Origin of the sequence: Paenibacillus ehimensis NBRC 15659 (assembly GCF_004000785.1) — a bacterium.
Classification (GTDB): domain Bacteria; phylum Bacillota; class Bacilli; order Paenibacillales; family NBRC-103111; genus Paenibacillus_G; species Paenibacillus_G ehimensis.
In genome coordinates this window covers 17,696-33,804 of the sequence record NZ_BILX01000031.1, presented here as the reverse complement: position 1 = coordinate 33,804, position 16,109 = coordinate 17,696, and the positions used below count along the sequence as shown (strand labels likewise).

The 16,109-nt window shown below is 56.5% G+C and carries 13 protein-coding genes and 1 pseudogene; 12 read left to right on the top strand and 2 right to left on the bottom strand.

All coding sequences use genetic code 11. The features are described 5' to 3' along the window. Positions 1–95: 95 nt before the first annotated feature. The 3 genes from PEH01S_RS18460 to rpoN all read left to right on the top strand — a co-directional run bounded on the left by PEH01S_RS18460 (position 96) and on the right by rpoN (position 3,408). Entirely contained in the window at positions 96–1,295 is a 1,200-nt protein-coding gene (locus PEH01S_RS18460; RefSeq protein ID WP_407669446.1) for a DUF418 domain-containing protein, read from the top strand. Between the two features lie 215 nt (positions 1,296–1,510). Further along, complete coding sequence (locus PEH01S_RS18455; RefSeq protein WP_084159616.1) at positions 1,511–2,014, top strand: DUF2179 domain-containing protein; 504 nt, start codon at positions 1,511–1,513, stop codon at positions 2,012–2,014. Between the two features lie 92 nt (positions 2,015–2,106). Further along, a complete protein-coding gene (gene rpoN, locus PEH01S_RS18450) occupies positions 2,107–3,408 on the top strand; it encodes an RNA polymerase factor sigma-54 (protein ID WP_127487299.1) in 1,302 nt (433 codons plus the stop codon). 21 nt (positions 3,409–3,429) lie between these two features. Here rpoN and PEH01S_RS18445 read toward each other — a convergent pair whose 3' ends face one another. After that, positions 3,430–4,812: a sigma-54 interaction domain-containing protein gene (locus PEH01S_RS18445; protein ID WP_127487297.1), complete on the bottom strand. Its 1,383-nt coding sequence runs from the start codon at positions 4,810–4,812 to the stop codon at positions 3,430–3,432. A 331-nt stretch (positions 4,813–5,143) separates the two neighbouring features. Between PEH01S_RS18445 and PEH01S_RS18440 the strand changes: the two genes are divergently transcribed. The 9 genes and pseudogenes from PEH01S_RS18440 to PEH01S_RS18400 all read left to right on the top strand — a co-directional run bounded on the left by PEH01S_RS18440 (position 5,144) and on the right by PEH01S_RS18400 (position 14,038). After that, on the top strand, positions 5,144–6,211 hold the full coding sequence (locus PEH01S_RS18440; RefSeq protein WP_025850173.1) for an aromatic ring-hydroxylating oxygenase subunit alpha: 1,068 nt from the start codon (positions 5,144–5,146) through the stop codon (positions 6,209–6,211). 76 nt (positions 6,212–6,287) lie between these two features. Continuing rightward, positions 6,288–7,040, top strand: a pseudogene (locus PEH01S_RS18435) (ABC transporter ATP-binding protein); the annotation flags it as partial. Between the two features lie 70 nt (positions 7,041–7,110). Next, positions 7,111–7,752 carry an ABC transporter permease gene (locus PEH01S_RS18430; protein WP_025849492.1) on the top strand — a complete coding sequence of 214 codons (642 nt, stop codon included), beginning with the start codon at positions 7,111–7,113 and terminating at the stop codon, positions 7,750–7,752. A 22-nt stretch (positions 7,753–7,774) separates the two neighbouring features. Further along, the gene (locus PEH01S_RS18425) at positions 7,775–8,668 is read left to right on the top strand and encodes an osmoprotectant ABC transporter substrate-binding protein (protein ID WP_127487295.1); all 894 of its coding nucleotides are present in this window, start codon (positions 7,775–7,777) and stop codon (positions 8,666–8,668) included. A gap of 15 nt (positions 8,669–8,683) precedes the next feature. After that, positions 8,684–9,340 (top strand): ABC transporter permease, encoded by a 657-nt coding sequence (locus PEH01S_RS18420; RefSeq protein ID WP_127487293.1) that lies wholly within the window; start codon positions 8,684–8,686, stop codon positions 9,338–9,340. Positions 9,341–9,356: 16 nt separating this feature from the next. Then, positions 9,357–10,793 (top strand): aldehyde dehydrogenase family protein, encoded by a 1,437-nt coding sequence (locus PEH01S_RS18415; RefSeq protein ID WP_025849495.1) that lies wholly within the window; start codon positions 9,357–9,359, stop codon positions 10,791–10,793. Between the two features lie 34 nt (positions 10,794–10,827). Further along, complete coding sequence (locus tag PEH01S_RS18410) at positions 10,828–11,910, top strand: tartrate dehydrogenase (protein WP_127487291.1); 1,083 nt, start codon at positions 10,828–10,830, stop codon at positions 11,908–11,910. 559 nt (positions 11,911–12,469) lie between these two features. Next, the gene (gene msrA / locus PEH01S_RS18405) at positions 12,470–13,441 is read left to right on the top strand and encodes a peptide-methionine (S)-S-oxide reductase MsrA (RefSeq protein ID WP_127487289.1); all 972 of its coding nucleotides are present in this window, start codon (positions 12,470–12,472) and stop codon (positions 13,439–13,441) included. A 33-nt stretch (positions 13,442–13,474) separates the two neighbouring features. Continuing rightward, positions 13,475–14,038, top strand: coding sequence for a GNAT family N-acetyltransferase (locus PEH01S_RS18400; protein ID WP_127487287.1), 564 nt, complete (start codon positions 13,475–13,477; stop codon positions 14,036–14,038). A 71-nt stretch (positions 14,039–14,109) separates the two neighbouring features. Here PEH01S_RS18400 and PEH01S_RS18395 read toward each other — a convergent pair whose 3' ends face one another. Further along, the gene (locus PEH01S_RS18395; RefSeq protein WP_246062981.1) at positions 14,110–15,750 is read right to left on the bottom strand and encodes a sensor domain-containing diguanylate cyclase; all 1,641 of its coding nucleotides are present in this window, start codon (positions 15,748–15,750) and stop codon (positions 14,110–14,112) included. Positions 15,751–16,109: the final 359 nt, after the last annotated feature.

Genomic DNA, 16,109 nt, shown 5'->3' with positions numbered 1-16,109 from the left:
CCGGCTAAATTTCCGTTCAGCCGTTAAGCCAACGTTAAGGACGGCTTTCGCCGGAATTTAACCGGCGGTGCTATACTCGATTCGAGGTGATATCGTTGCTGGAAGGGAAAAACAGATTGCACGTCATCGACGGTCTGCGGGGGTTCAGCTTGCTTGGCATTTTAATGGCCAATATGCTTATCTTCCAGTACGGAATCTGGGGGAAGGACGAGCTGCAGTTCTTCGCGTTGTCCCCGGCGGATTCCGTCGTGCATAAACTCGTCAAAATTATCGTCGAGGGCAGCTTCATGCCGATCTTTACGTTTCTGTTCGGGTTCGGGATGATCAAGATGAAGGAGAGCATGGAAGCGAAGGGGCTGAAGGCCGGGAGACATCTGGTCCGCCGGTTTCTGATGCTGCTCGTCCTCGGCTTGCTGCACTCCACCTTTTTATGGGAAGGCGACATTCTCGCGTTTTACGGAATGACGGGCTTTGTTCTGCTGATGTTTATGAACCGGAAAGCGAAGACGCTGCTGATCTGGGGAACGATTCTGCTGTGCCTGTTCGGCCTGCTGGGGCTTGTGCCCGAGGCTTCGGAAGACCCGGCTGCGAAGCAGGACCAGGCGCGCATGGAGCAATACGTGAAGGACACGAACCATATCTACGGAACCGGCACGTATGAGCAAATCAAGCATCACCGGCAGACGGCGGACCCGTTCGGGATGGATGGCTTCATGATCTTTTTCATGCTGCTGCTCGCGCCGTTGTTTACCGGGCCGATGTTTCTGTTCGGGATGTATGCCGCCAGGAAACAATGGTTTGTTGATCCGGTGAGCGAGCGGAGCGCTTATTTGAGGGGGACGCTGATTTTCCTGCCGGCGGGACTGCTGCTGAAATCGCTGAAGTCTCTGTTCCCGAAGCTCGGCTGGATGGGAATTGGCGAGTTGCTTGGAGGCAGCATCCTGGCGATCGGTTACATTTTCGCCTTTGCCCTGCTCTACTCGGCTGCGAAGAACTCGCCTTGGCTGCGGCGGTTCGAAGCGGTCGGCAAGCTCTCGATGACGAACTATTTGATGCAGACGGTGATTTGCACGACGATTTTTTACGGATACGGTCTCGGACTGTTCGGCAAGCTCGGCGTCGCGGTCGGCTGCGGGCTGGCGGTCGCCATTTATTTGACGCAGCTCTTCGCGAGCGCTTGGTATGTGAAACGGTTTTCCTTCGGACCGGCGGAACGACTGCTGCGCATGTGGACGTATTTCTCTTTCACCGGGAAGCCGAAGCCGCGCATACAGCAGCCGACCGTGTCCGCTTAGATCTGAGCCTGGGAAAAGATGGGCCACCCCGCCGCATGGGGTTCGGCCCGTCTTTTTGTTATAAGCATCCTCTCCTCGATCATGGATAAACTAATCGTACGGCCCTCTCCCGCCGCCCCTCCATTTGGCCAGATCGGCCAGTTTCCCGTTCCGGATTCATTGGCACCGTTTTTGCTTTGTATCCGTTGAACAACTATGCGAAAGAAGGGATTCTCATGATTTATGTGCTGATGGCCGTCGTCCAGATTGCTTATGTCGCACTCAACTCCTTCCGTGTCGTCCTGATGATCAAGGGAAAAAAATATCTGGCTTCCGCCATCAGCACGCTCGAAATTTTCATCTACATTTCCGGGCTCTCGCTGGTGCTGAATTACACGGAGTCTTCGCTCGGGCTGATCGTGTACAGCGTCAGCTTCGGCGCTGGCATTCTGCTCGGAATGTATATCGAGCAAAAGATCGCGCTCGGTTACATCGCGCTGCAGGTCGTATCGGAATATGGCCGCGATTTGGCGCCGCCGCTGCGGGCCAAGGGCTACGGCGTCACCGTCTGGGCGGGCGAAGGCGCGCAGGGCATGCGCAGCCTGTATCTGATCGTCGCCAAGCGTAAAGAATACGGCGCCTTGCGGCGGACGATCCTGGAGCTCGATCCGAAGGCGTTCCTGTTCTCGTATGAGCCGATGCAATTTTCCGGCGGGTATTGGGCCAAAAAACTCGAATAATACAGGAAGGGAAAAAATTACGGTAAAACTTTCACCCGCAGGTGCTGTATAATAGATCACACATACGATTATTTACGAAGCGGGTGATCCGAATGTCATTGCGTCCCTCTCTGACCCAAGTGCAGACGTTGAAGGTTCATTTGACACCGCAGCTTAGACAATCCATTCAACTGTTGCAGCTGTCTGCCACGGAATTATCGGAATATTTGCAGGAGCAAGCGGTGGAAAATCCGGTCCTCGACATCGAGTGGCTCCCCCCGTCGCGAAGCCGGACCGCCGGAGCCGATACGGCGCGGCCGGACCATGCGCTGAACAACATCGGCGGGCAGGCTCCGACGCTGGAGCAAATGCTGCTCAGCGAGCTGCGCCTGATCGGGCTGCCCGAGCCGTCGCACCGGATCGCATGTTATTTGGCAGGCAATTTGAACGAAAACGGTTATGTCACGATCTCGCCGGAAGAAGCAGGCGAAGTATTCGGCGTTTCCGCCGCCGATGTTATGGAAGCGCTTTATAGGCTGCAGGATGCTGCCCCGGCAGGCATCGGCGCACGAAATTTGCAGGAGTGTCTGCTGCTGCAAATTCGCCGGGATCCCGGCGCTCATCCTTGGGCGGAGCCGCTCGTCAGCCGTCATCTGGCCGATCTCGGCGCCGGACGGCATAAGACCATCGCGGATAAGCTCGGCATTCCGCTGGACGACGTCATGCAGGCGCTCGCTTATATCCGCAGCCTGCATCCCCGTCCGGGCCTGCTGTACGGCAGTACGCAGGCCGCCTATATCGAACCCGACGCTTACATCGAATGCGTACGGGGGCAGCTCGTGATCCGGATGAGCGAGGCCCATCTGCCGCGTCTATCGCTGAACGCGTCCTACCGGCAGATGCTTGCCGACAGCTTCTGTAAAGATACGAAAAGCTACTTGCGCCAGCACGAGCAGGCAGCGCAATGGCTCATCCGCAGCGTGGAGCAGCGGAAACGGACACTCTACCGCGTCATTGAGTGCATCGTCTCGGAGCAAGCGGCGTTCTTCACGGAAGGCATCGACCGGCTGAAGCCGATGAATCTGAAGGCGGTAGCGGAAAAGCTGGAGCTTCACGAATCGACGGTAAGCCGCGCCGTACAGCACAAGGTTGTGCAGACGCCGCAGGGACTGTTTGAGCTGAGCTATTTTTTCTCGGCGAGGCTGCAGACAGAGGAAGGCGACGCGGCATCGGCCGCAAGCGTCAAGGCGAAGATCAAGCTGCTGATCGAGCAGGAGGATAAACGCAACCCGCTGTCCGACCAGAAGATTACCGATCTGCTTGTGCAGGAGGGGATCCGGATTTCGCGGCGGACGGTGATGAAATACCGGGAGGAGATGCATCTCTTGTCCTCCCGGCTGCGGACGCAGGCGTGATCTGGGCCTCATGGCATCGCATTAGTACGGCGGCTCGCCTGAGGAGCCGCCGTACTTGCGGATCAGGCGGGCGGCCTTCGTCTGGCTGATCTGCAAATGCTCGGCCACTCTGCGCGTGGTGCCCAGCCTCTGGTACGCGGCAAGGACGAGCTGTTTTTCGACCTCCGCCAGCGCATCGTCCAGCGCCGCGGGCAGCGAAGCGGACGGCGTTCTGGCCTTCGTATGCTGGAGCATGTGCTCCGGCAATTCCGACGCTTCAATGACGGAATCGGTCGTGACGACCAGCTTCTCGATCAAATTTTCAAGCTGCCTTAGGTTGCCCGGCCAGGAGTAGGCGGAGAAAATGTCCAGCGTCGCTTGCGAAATCAGCTGATTGACACCGTACTGCTTGTTGAATTTGTGAAGAAAATAATACGTCAGCGGAATAATGTCCTTCGTACGTTCGCGCAGCGGCGGAATTTTGATATCGATCACATTGAGCCGATAGTACAGATCTTCCCGGAACTGCCGGTTTTGCACCATATCGTACAGGTTCCGGTTCGTGGCCGCGATGATGCGGATGTCCACCTTTTTCGTTTCCCGGCCGCCGACCGGAATGAACTCATGGTCTTGGATCACCTGCAGCAGCTTCGCCTGGATTTTGGGCGAGATTTCCCCGACCTCGTCGAGAAACAGCGTGCCGTTGTCCGCCGATTCAATCAGGCCGACTTTGCCTGTCTTGCTCGCGCCGGTGAATGCGCCCTGCGCATAGCCGAACAGCTCCGATTCGAGCAGCTCCTCCGGAATCGCCGCGCAGTTGATCGTGAGGAGCGGACCTTTTTTGCGCCGGCTCATTTTATGAATATATTTCGCAAGGACGCTTTTTCCCGTACCGGATTCACCTTGAATCAGCACGGTCGAATCGACGCTTGCGATCTTTTTGCAAAATTTGATGACGCTCTCCATCTTCTCGCTGTTCGTGATTAAGTTCGCTTCGGGCGCATCCGGGTCGGCAGGCTGCCCCGTCTGAGCGTCCTTGATCTCCAGACTCTTGTAATTTTGCAGCTCCTTGGAGTTGATGACGACCAGCTCGATGTCGCCCGCTTGGTTCAGAATGGGCACCGCCGTCGTAATCAGTTCGCCGCCTAGATATGTCGTTTGTTTCATCGTGACCGTCTTCTTCCGCTCGAATACGGACGGAATAATGGAAGGCGTCCAATACCCTTCCTCGAACAGCTCCATCGTATTGCGGCCGATCACCTCGGCCGGCTTGAGTCCGTAATGCCGCTCGCAGGCATAATTCACATAGACGATGCGCTGGCTGCCGTCGACGACGAAGATTTCATCCGAAGAGTTGTCCAATATTTTTTGCAGCGTGTCATGGCTGATCTGAATCGGTTCGATGGGCTGCGTCGGGTTTGACATTCGGCGTTCTCCTCCATTCGATTCGATTTTAATGAGTCAAAAATAACTCATTCGAGTCAAAAACGACTCAAAATTGCGGCAGTTCTCGCAAGGGACAGCTGGATTCCCCCTATTCCCGGGCTTTGTTGCGGTTGGCACGGAACTTGCTATATCTATAAGCGAAAGCGAAACGCCGGCAAAGGCTTGTATGAAGGATCGGCGATCGCTGGAGGCGGTACGGGTATATTATATCACCGTCATTTTGAAAGCGCTATCTTGTAAGCGTATGCAAGTTCCGCCAAGGCCGATGCCATGGCACAAAATCACGGACATTCGAAAGGGGCTATCTGACATGACATTGCAAAAAACGACGGTTTCCCACACGGGCGCTTTGCCTACGCTGCCTTATTCCTTATACACGGACCCCCGCATTTTGGAGCTGGAGAAAGAAAAAATATTTTCGAAGGCCTGGAATTACGTAGGGCATACGAGTCAGGTCTCGAAGCCCGGCGATTACTTCACCTGTGAGGCCGCGGGCGAGCCGATTATCGTCGTCCGCGATCAGGACGGCACGCTGCGCGCCTTCTACAACGTCTGTCCGCACCGGGCCACGAAGCTGGAAAAGGAAGCGGCCGGGCATAAAAAGATTTTGCAGTGCTCCTACCACGGCTGGACGTTCCAATTGAACGGTCAGCTTCATAAGGCCCCGAACTTCAAAGAGTCGGACGATTTCTGCAGCGGCGCCCACTGCTTGAAGTCCGTGCGGGTGGAGACGCAGGCTTCGCTCATCTTCGTTAATCTGGACGAGAACGCCGCGCCGCTGGCTGAGACCTACGCCGACTTTTTCGAAGACATCGGACAGTTCGGATTTCTCGGCAAGCTGAAGAAGCACGAGGTGAAGCAGCGGATCATCAAATGCAACTGGAAGGCGTTCATCGACAACTTCCTGGAGTGCGACCATTGTCCGATCGCTCATCCCGGCTTCGTGGCAACGCTGGACATGAGCAAATACAACATCATCAACGGTCCGTACTGCAACATTCAAGGCTCGTCGGTCAAGCAAAGCCGCAGCGATTACGACGACGCCGAAGTGAAGGAAGGCCGCTTCTACTGGATCTGGCCGAACGTGATGTATACGGTCTATCCGGGGCCAGGCAACCTGTCTACGATCCAGATGTTCCCGGTCGACCACGAGACGACGCTCGGCGTCTACACTGTGTTTCTCGAAGGCGACGAGCCGACGGAGAAGCAAAAGGAGCTGCTCGCCTTCACCGATCAAGTGCGTAAGGAAGACGTGGAGATTGTCGAGCTGGAGCAGATCGGCTTCAAGTCCCGCGCGTTCAGCCAAGGCATCTGCTCCCCGACGGAGCATGGCGTGCATCACTTCGCGCAGCTGGTGCGGGAAGCTTTGGAGCTGTAAGAGGAGAGCTCGCAAAACTCAGCCCATGCTTACGAAGTAGTTTTGCTTCGCAAAACTTTGAGGAGGGAGACATCGAATGATTGCTTTTAAAAACGTTTCCAAAACGTATAACGGCCACCAGATCATCAAACAGCTGGACCTTAAAATACACGGCGGCGAATTGTTCGTCATGATCGGTCCAAGCGGCTGCGGCAAGACGACAACCATGAAGATGATTAACCGGCTCATCGAGCCGTCCTCCGGCACAATCGAGATTAATGGCCAGGACATCTCCAAGCAGGATCCGGTCGAGCTCCGGCGCGGCATCGGCTACGTCATCCAGCAGATCGGCCTGTTCCCGCACATGACGATCGGTCAAAATGTGGCGCTCGTCCCGAAGCTGAAAAAGATGGACCCCGCCGCCTACGAGAAAAAGGTCGACGAGCTGCTCGACATGGTCGGGCTCGACCCGAAGGTGTACAAGAACCGCTACCCGGCCCAGCTCAGCGGCGGCCAGCAGCAGCGGGTCGGCGTCATCCGGGCCTTGGCGGCCGATCCGCCGATCATTCTGATGGATGAGCCGTTCAGCGCGCTCGACCCGATCAGCCGCGAGCAGCTGCAGGACGAATTCGTCCGGCTGCAGAAAGCGATCCACAAGACGATCGTCTTCGTCACCCACGATATGGACGAGGCGCTCAAGATCGCAGACCGCATCTGTCTGATGCAGGGCGGCGCGGTCGTGCAGCTCGGAGAGCCCGCCGACATTTTGCACCGTCCTGCCAGCGATTTTGTAACCGATTTCATCGGTCCGAAGCGGTTAAAAACGCCCATTCAAAGCACCAATCTTCCTCCACAGCCAAGCCACGACGTCATCCAATTTCAGCCGGGAATGTCCTGACAAAAAAAGGGGGACGGCAAGCATGAATGAGTTTCTCGCGTTTGTCACCGAGCGATACGCCGATATTTTGGCGGTCATCTGGCAGCACCTGTATATTTCCGCGATCGCGGTATGCGCCGGCTTTGTCGTGGCCGTACCGCTCGGCATCCTGCTGACCCGCAAGGAGAAGGCAAGCCATTACGTCATTGGCGTCGTCAACGTCATTCAGACCATTCCGAGTCTCGCGCTGCTCGGCTTCATGATTCCGCTGATCGGCATCGGCACGTTTCCCGCCATTATGGCGCTGTTCCTGTATTCAATTCTCCCGATGCTCCAGAACACGTATACGGGGATCCGGGAAGTGAGCCCGGCGACCAAAGAAGCCGCAAGAGGCATGGGCATGACCGACCTGCAAATTTTGTTTCAAGTCGAACTTCCGCTCGCCATCTCCGTCATTATGGGAGGCTTCCGGACGGCTGCGATTTATACGATCAGTTGGGCGACGCTCGCTTCGCTGATCGGCGGAGGCGGGATCGGATATCTGGTGTTCACCGGGCTGACGATCTCCAATCAGGACATGCTCATTGCCGGCGCCGTATCGGCTGCGATTCTCGCCGTAGCCGCGGATTTTATCACCAAGCGCTTCCAATACCTGTGTACCCCCAAAGGGCTGCGCAAGCCTTAAACTTCGGACGGGAGGATTCATCATGAAAAAGACAACGGGGCTTTTGCTGGCGCTGACGTTAACGGCCGGGCTGTTTGCAGGCTGTTCTTCCAAAGAAACGATCAAAATCGGCTCGCAATCGACCTCCGAGCAGATGATCATTGCGAATATGATCAAGCTGATGATGGAGGACCGGAAGCTGCAGGCGGAAATCGTGACGGGGCTCGGCTCCACGCCCGTAATCGTCAATGCGATGAAAAGCAACGAAATTCAAATTTCGGCCGTCCGCTACGTCGGCACGGACCTGACGGGCACGCTCGGCGTGAAGGAAATGCCTGCAGACAGCGCCGCCGCCCTCGCCATGGTGCAGAAGGGCATTCAGGAGAAATTCGATCAAACGTGGTTTCCCTCCTACGGCTTCGAGAATACGTACGTGTTCACCGTCAGGCAGGAGTTGGCCGACCAATGGAAGCTGAACAAAGTGTCCGATGTCGCGTCCCACGCCAAAGAAATGCGGCTGGGCACCGATAACGCCTGGTTGGAGCGGACACTTGACGGATACCCGGCCTTCAAGAAGGCGTACGGCCTCGAATTCGGCAAAACGTCCCCGATGGAAATCGGGCTCGTCTACAAAGCCGTCAGCAACAAAGACGTCGACATCGTGCTCGCTTACTCGACGGACGCGCGGCTCAAGGAATACAATCTGAAAACGCTGGAGGACGACAAGAAGTTTTTCCCGCCGTACCAAGCGTCCCCCGTCGTCCGCAACGATACGCTGAAGAAGCATCCCGAGATCAAAGAGATCATGGACAAACTCGCGGGGCAGATCGATACGAAAACGATGACGGAGCTCAACTATCAGGCCGACGTGAAAAAAGTGGAGCCGGAGCAGGTCGCGAAGGACTTCCTGAAGCAAAAAGGATTGCTGAAATCGTAAGGAGCGTGAAGCCTCATGCAAACGTTCGTCGGCGTCTTCGAGATGATGGCAAGAGACTGGGATAAACTCCTGAAGCTGACGCTGGAGCATCTGTATATGAGCCTGAGCGGCGTGCTTCTGGCAGCCGCCATCGGCGTCCCGCTTGCCGTCTTCATGACGCGCAGCCGCAAAATCGCCCAAACGGTTCAAGTATTCATCAACATGGTGCAGACCATACCTTCGATCGCGCTGCTGCTCATCGTCATGATCTTTTTCGGTCTCGGCTATACGACCGCCATCATCGCGCTGATCTGCTATTCGTTTCTGCCGATCATTCAGAATACGTACGAAGGGCTGCGCAATGTGGACCCGCACCTGATCGAGGCCGGCAAAGGAATGGGCATGACCGATCTGCAACTGCTCGTCAAAGTGAAATTCCCGCTGGCAATGCCGGTCATGATGGCCGGATTCCGGGTCGCAACCGTGATTTCCATCGGAGTGGCGACGATCGCCACCTTCGTCGGCGCGGGCGGTCTCGGCGAGATGATCTACCGCGGCATCGCGACGACCGACGACGTCAAAGTTCTGGCCGGTTCCATCCCCGCGGCGCTGCTCGCCGTCGGCCTCGATTTCCTGCTGCGGTGGATTGAGAAAAAAACGGGCTGCAACCTGCACAAAGCCAAATCACATTAAGAACGGGGGTTCCGCTATGCAAACGGCAACCGCAAAACAAAAGCTGTTCATCGGAGGACAATGGGTGGAAACGGAACAGGTCCACCCCATCTACAATAAATATACGGGGGAGCTGTTCTTGCAGGTCTGCAAAGCCGGCGAGCGCGAGGTATCTTTGGCCGTCGAGTCGGCGGAGCGCGCCTTTCGCGAGGTGCCGTTTACGCCGGAATACCGCTATACCGTGCTCTCCAAAGTATCCGCTCTCCTCCGGGAGCAAGCGGACGACATTGCCCGGATCATCGCGCAGGAAGGCGGCAAGCCGATTACCGACGCCAAGGTGGAGGTCATCCGCTCGGCCAACACGTTCCTGCTCGCTGCCGAGGAAGCGAAGCATCTGAAAGGCGACATCATCCCGACGCAAGCCACGCCCGGTGTCGGCAACCGCTTTATCTATACGATCAAGAAGCCGGTCGGCGTTGTATGCGCGATTACGCCGTTCAACTTCCCGCTCAATCTGGTATCGCACAAGGTCGCCCCGGCGCTGGCCGCGGGCAATCCGATCGTGATCAAGCCCGCTTCCGATACCGCAGCGGTTGCGCTCAAGCTGTGCGAGCTGCTGGAGCAGGCGGGCATACCTGCCGGGTACGTCCAGTGCGTCGTTGGCGACGGCTCCACGGTCGGCGAGCAGCTGCTGCACGATCAGCGGATCACGTACTACACGTTTACCGGCTCCCCCGGCGTCGGCAAGCATATCAAGCAGACGATCGGCCTCCGGAAAGCAACATTGGAGCTCGGCTCCAACTCGGCGACCATCGTCCACGAGGACGGCAACGTGGCGAAAGCCGCCGAGCGGCTGGCCAAGATGGCGTTCGCCCATGCCGGGCAAATCTGCATCTCCGTGCAGCGCATTTTCGTCCATAAGGACGTGGCGCAGCCGTTCATGAAGGCGTTTCTCGGCCATGTGGAGAAGCTCAAGGTCGGCGACCCGCTCGATCCCGCTACGGACGTCGGGCCCATGATCAGCGAGAAAGAAGCGCAGCGCATCGAGGCATGGGTCAACGAAGCGGTGCGTGAAGGCGCCAACGTCTTAACCGGGGGAACGCGCCAAGGCAGCCTGTTCCAGCCGACGGTCATCACGAACGCCTCCAAAGGCATGAAGGTCGTCGATGAAGAAGTGTTTGCTCCCGTCGTCACGGTGACGACATACGATACGATCGAGGAAGCGATCCGTCTGGTCAACGACTCCAAGTACGGGCTGCAAGCCGGCATTTATACGAGCAACCTGTCCTTGTCTTATCAAATTCCGCACCTGCTCGAAGTGGGCGGCGTCATTATCAACGATACCTGCTGCTTCCGCGCGGACCAAATGCCGTACGGCGGCGTCAAGGAAAGCGGCATCGGGCGAGAAGGTCCTGCCTACGCCATCGAGGAAATGCTCGAAACCGTAACCGTCGTCGTCAATTTGGACGAATAGCCGCGGGCGGGAAGGAAGGGATGGGAGAATTGTTATGAAAACGTATCGGATTGCAGTCATTCCGGGCGACGGAATCGGTCCCGAAGTCATCGCCGAAGGCGTCAAGGTGCTGAACCGGGCGGCGGAGCTCGACGCCTCCTTTCGCTTCGACTTCGTCACCTTTCCTTGGGGGTGCGAATATTACGCGAAGCACGGCAAAATGATGGACGACGACGGCATGGAGAAGCTCCGCTCGTTCGACGCCATCTATTTGGGCGCGGTCGGCTATCCCGGCGTTCCGGACCATATTTCACTGTGGGGCCTGCTGCTGCGCATCCGCAAGGAATTCGATCAATACGTCAATATCCGCCCGATTCAGCTGCTGGACGGAGCCCCCTGCCCGCTCAAAGACGCCTCCAAAGCGGACATCGACATGCTCGTCATCCGCGAGAACAGCGAAGGCGAATATGCGGGTGCCGGAGACTGGCTGTTCAAAGGCAAGCCGGAGGAGGTCGTGCTGCAGACCGGCGTCTTCTCCCGCAAAGGGACGGAACGTATCATCCGGTACGCCTACGAAACCGCCCGCCGATTGAACAAATCGCTGACCAGCGTCAGCAAAGGCAACGCCTTGAACTATTCCATGGTGTTCTGGGACCAGGTATTCGAAGAGGTCGGCCGGGAATACCCCGACGTCAAAACGTACTCGTATCTGGTCGATGCCGCGGCGATGTTCATGATCAAGCAGCCGCAGCGGTTCGAGGTCGTCGTCACGTCGAACCTGTTCGGCGATATTCTGACCGACCTCGGCGCGGCCATCGCTGGCGGGCTCGGACTCGCCGCAGGCGCGAATGTGAACCCCGAGCGCACGCATCCGTCGATGTTCGAGCCGATCCACGGGTCGGCGCCCGACATCGCCGGACGCGGGATCGCGAATCCGCTTGCGGCCGTCTGGTCGGCCAGCCAGCTGCTCGACTTTCTCGGCCAGGAGCGTTGGGGCAAAGCCGTGCTGCAAGCCGTTGAGCAAGTGATGGTCGAACGTGCGGCGCTGACACCCGATATGGGCGGCACCGCCTCCACCTCGGAGGTTGGCGACCGGGTCGTTTCCGCGCTGGCTGCTTCGTCGATTGCGGCGAAATAATCCGCAAAAGGAGGTCCAACCGGACCGAGGCGGACAATCGACCTCAGCTTGTCCCGGTCACTGCAATAGCGGAACTGCAGGTGCCCTATTTGATGCGGATTAGCCCATCTGCCCGTAATAGAGAATCTGTGGTGCGCTAATGCTATCAATCCGCGGAATACGAACATTTTTCGACACGGTTAAGTGCTTGCAGTTCCGCTACGCCCCATCGCACGCTTCGAATGCCCCACTTAGCTCATCGTGCTTCCTTTATTTTCAAAATGGGGCAGATGGTCACCAGAGGGCCCCGGAAATCATTCACCGAAAATCCATGCTCACCAAAGCGGCCTCATAAAAAAGCTTGGCAACTCAAGCGAGCGGTCCAAACGGACCGCCTTTTTTATGTGCCGCGGAAGCCGGGACCCTCGCTGCCTGCCGCGTTAATTCCCCTTTTCACCGACGTGTTCCGCAGCCGCCTGCCTCCCCCTCCGATTTGGCCCCTTTGCCCGCGTGCAGTATAATGGTATATACGAATGGACATGAATCTATCTCCCCCAACTTTATCGAAGAGGTGAATCCGATGAGTCAACAACCGACCGAGCTGGCCACGTTTGCCGGCGGCTGCTTCTGGTGCATGGTCAAGCCGTTCGACGAGCTGCCCGGCATCGTGAAGATCGTATCTGGGTACACGGGCGGCCATAAGGAAAACCCGACATATCAGGAAGTATGCTCCGAAACGACCGGACATTTGGAAGCCGTGCAAATTACGTACGAGCCGGCCGTTTTCCCTTACGAAGATTTGCTTCAGCTGTTCTGGCAGCAGATCGACCCGACCGACGCGGGCGGACAGTTCCACGACCGGGGAGAGTCGTACCAAACGGCGATCTTCTACCATACGGAGGAGCAGAGGCTGAAAGCGGAAGCGTCCAAGCGGGAGCTCGACGCCAGCGGCCGCTTCGACCGTCCGATTGTCACGCCGATCCTTCCGGCCTCCGTCTTCTATCCTGCGGAGGACTATCATCAGGATTTCTATAAAACGAATCCGCTGCGCTACAACTCGTACCGCAAGGCGTCGGGACGCGACGATTTCATCAAGCGCCACTGGAATACGCTGGCCGACAAAGCGAAGCTGAAAGACAAGCTGACGCCGATGCAGTGGGAAGTGACGCAAATGAACGGCACCGAGCCTCCGTTCCGCAACGAATTTTGGGATCACAAGGAAGAAGGGCTCTACGTCGATATCGTCTCGGGCGAGCCGCTATTCAGCTCCCGCGACAAGTTCGATTCCGGCTGCGGCTGGCCGAGCTTTACAAAGCCCGTCGTACCGGCCCTTGTGCAGGAAAAGCCCGACTACAGCCACGGCATGATCCGCACGGAGGTCCGCAGCCGCAAAGCCGACTCTCACCTGGGCCATGTTTTTCCCGACGGGCCCAAAGATAAAGGCGGACTGCGCTACTGCATCAACTCCGCGGCTCTCCGGTTTATCCCGAAAGCCGATCTGGAGAAGGAAGGCTACGGAGCGTATCTGTCTTTATTTGAACAGGAAAAATAACCATGCCGAAGGCCGCGGAGAGGAGCCGGGACCTTGTTTAAATACCGCATTGATTCGCAATTGGAACTGAAGCTGCTCGAACCGGGGGATGCCGGAGAGCTGTTCCGGCTGACGGACGACAACCGAGCTTATTTGCGGGAATGGATGCCGTGGATCGACATGACGCAGACGGAGGAGGACAGCCGCGGATTCATCGAATCGACCCGCCACAAGTGGGCCAAAGGGGAAGGCATTACCGCAGGCATCCTTGCGGAGGGAAAGCTCTGCGGGGTGATCGACCATCATTCGCTGAACTGGATGAACCGCAAGGTTGCGATTGGCTATTGGCTGGCAGCCCCCGCCCAGGGCCGGGGGATCATGACCCGCGCCTGCCGCGCGATGATCGATTACGCGTTCGGGGAGCTGAAGCTGCACCGCGTCGAGATTATGGCGGGCACCGCGAATATGAAAAGCCGCGCCATTCCCGAGCGGCTCGGCTTCACGCAAGAAGGCGTCGCCCGCGGCGCTCAGAAGCTGTATGACCGCTACATCGATTTGGCCGTATACAGCCTGCTTGCGGACGAATGGAGACTGCAGAGCCTGGATGGCGGCCGATGAACTCTGTTAAGCTGCTGCCAAAATGGAACAACGAACGGAGCGCCTCTACGATCGTAGAAGTGCTCCGTTTTCTAATCGGCCACTATCGTTCTGTTCTTCCCCGCTTCCTTGGCTTGATACAAAGCATGGTCGGCTCGTTGAAACAGCATTTCAGCGGATTCGGCGTGGGAGGGGTAGTGAGCGATACCCGATGAGACCGTCAGCGGGATGCCCAGGGGATTCTCCCTTGTTTCAAAGGCTGTACGAACCCGCTCTGCCGTGATCAATGCTTCCGGCGCGCTGGTATACGGAAGAAGCACGACGAATTCTTCTCCGCCATAGCGGCAGCATACGTCATTGGAACGTACGGACGAAGTGAGGATACGGGCCAGATGCTTCAAAACTTCGTCGCCCGCCTGATGACCGTAGGTATCGTTAATGGACTTGAAGCGGTCGATATCCATCATGATAAGGGCGAAGGGCTGCTGCTTTTCCGTCCATTGCGTCATGATCGATTCAAATGTTCTCCGGTTCGTTAACCCCGTTAAAGAATCGGTCATGGCGGCCTGAGTCAATTGGTCCGTCTGTTTCTGCAAATCATTTAACGCAAGCGTAATCGTCTGTGTCAACAAGTCGGCTTCCCGGTTCCAGTGATGCTTGATATCCGGAAGAACGATTCTTTCGCCTCTCCCCAATTTTCCGGCCAGGTTGGCAAGAGATACGAACGGACTGGCCAATCGCCGGGCAAGCCAGATGGCGGTGATCATCAAGACGACAAACGGAGCCAGCGTATAGAAGAGGATCGTTCGAATATAACGGTCCAATTCCGCGTAGACGACGCTGATAGGAGATTGCACGATAACTCCCCAGCCGTTTTCCGGGACAGGGGAATAACCGGCCAGAAAGGTGATTCCTTGCGAATTCGTAACCTCGTCATACCCGCTTTCGCCCCGAAGCACCTTCTGGACGGCGGGATTTGTACTGATATCGGCGTCGATCCGGGATTTGTCCGGATGAAATAATAAATGACCGTTGGAGCTTACGACGTAAAAGTACGATCCGTCGCTATCGACATTGTGCTTGCCAAACATCATATTCAATATATTGTTTTCCTGCAAATAAAGACTGCCTCCGATAAAACCGCGGTATACTCCGTCTTTGTCGTAAAGCGGCTCGCTCATAAAAACGATTAGACGTCCGGTTGCCGAGATGTAAGGCTTGGAGATATAGGGCTTTCTCGAGGCCAGCGCTTCTTTGGTAGCTTCCGTAGCAATGTGCTGTCCCACCGTGCCGACGGAAGACGGAGCTACGCTGCGGACGAGGCCCGTTTCATCCACGACGGCGATGGAGTTGAAAAAATTGCCGCTGAGGCGCAGCAATTCAAGCTGCTTGTGCAGCTCTTGCTCGTTGGATAAATGGTTTACCGAAATGTAGGCGCCGGTGTATTTCAATCCGGCCCGCATCGATTTGAATAAGGAATCGACGGACTGGCTCATTTTGGCCGCAGTCGAATGGTTCAAGGCGAATCTCGTGTCGAATAACGATTGCTTATTGGAATGATAGGACGCGAGAAGCAGAATCGTTAAAGTAAGCGCAACGGAAAGGGAAACCAGCCCTGTCAAAAGCGTGGCAAGACTGATCTTCTTCTTTTTCGTAACGTCAATCCCGCACAGCCCGGAAATGGCATTCGCCCCCTCAATTTCCAAGTGACTTTCCCCATAATTCGACATCATTCGCCATAATCCTCTTCGTCGGCCGGCCTAGACAAAAAAAGAATCGAAGCCGTCGACCTATGTCAGAGCTTGCTCTCCGCTCCCCCACTTGCCATGCCGCATTTCCATCCCCTCCCTTCATCAAGTTGCCATACTTTCTTCAATAGTCCACCATAATTGTGTGAAAAAAATCACATGTAATGGGGTAAGATTGAAGCAAGAATCTTTTTGTTTAATGTTTCTTGGGAGAGGTGATGATCCGTGGAGCCTTACAAAAAGCATGAAAAACGTCTGATGATCCTTATGTTCATCGTCGGATTCGTCATGCTGCTTGCTTTTCTCAGGAGATTGTTTGCTTAAATCAACCGGCTATGCCTGAA

Bases quoted from the DNA above. Each gene is read 5' to 3' on its own strand.
- PEH01S_RS18455 (WP_084159616.1), top strand. From the start codon at position 1,511: ATGATTTATGTGCTGATGGCCGTCGTCCAGATTGCTTATGTCGCACTC.
- rpoN (WP_127487299.1), top strand. From the start codon at position 2,107: ATGTCATTGCGTCCCTCTCTGACCCAAGTGCAGACGTTGAAGGTTCAT.
- PEH01S_RS18445 (WP_127487297.1), bottom strand. From the start codon at position 4,812: ATGTCAAACCCGACGCAGCCCATCGAACCGATTCAGATCAGCCATGAC.
- PEH01S_RS18440 (WP_025850173.1), top strand. From the start codon at position 5,144: ATGACATTGCAAAAAACGACGGTTTCCCACACGGGCGCTTTGCCTACG.
- PEH01S_RS18430 (WP_025849492.1), top strand. From the start codon at position 7,111: ATGAATGAGTTTCTCGCGTTTGTCACCGAGCGATACGCCGATATTTTG.
- PEH01S_RS18425 (WP_127487295.1), top strand. From the start codon at position 7,775: ATGAAAAAGACAACGGGGCTTTTGCTGGCGCTGACGTTAACGGCCGGG.
- PEH01S_RS18420 (WP_127487293.1), top strand. From the start codon at position 8,684: ATGCAAACGTTCGTCGGCGTCTTCGAGATGATGGCAAGAGACTGGGAT.
- PEH01S_RS18415 (WP_025849495.1), top strand. From the start codon at position 9,357: ATGCAAACGGCAACCGCAAAACAAAAGCTGTTCATCGGAGGACAATGG.
- PEH01S_RS18410 (WP_127487291.1), top strand. From the start codon at position 10,828: ATGAAAACGTATCGGATTGCAGTCATTCCGGGCGACGGAATCGGTCCC.
- msrA (WP_127487289.1), top strand. From the start codon at position 12,470: ATGAGTCAACAACCGACCGAGCTGGCCACGTTTGCCGGCGGCTGCTTC.
- PEH01S_RS18395 (WP_246062981.1), bottom strand. From the start codon at position 15,750: ATGATGTCGAATTATGGGGAAAGTCACTTGGAAATTGAGGGGGCGAAT.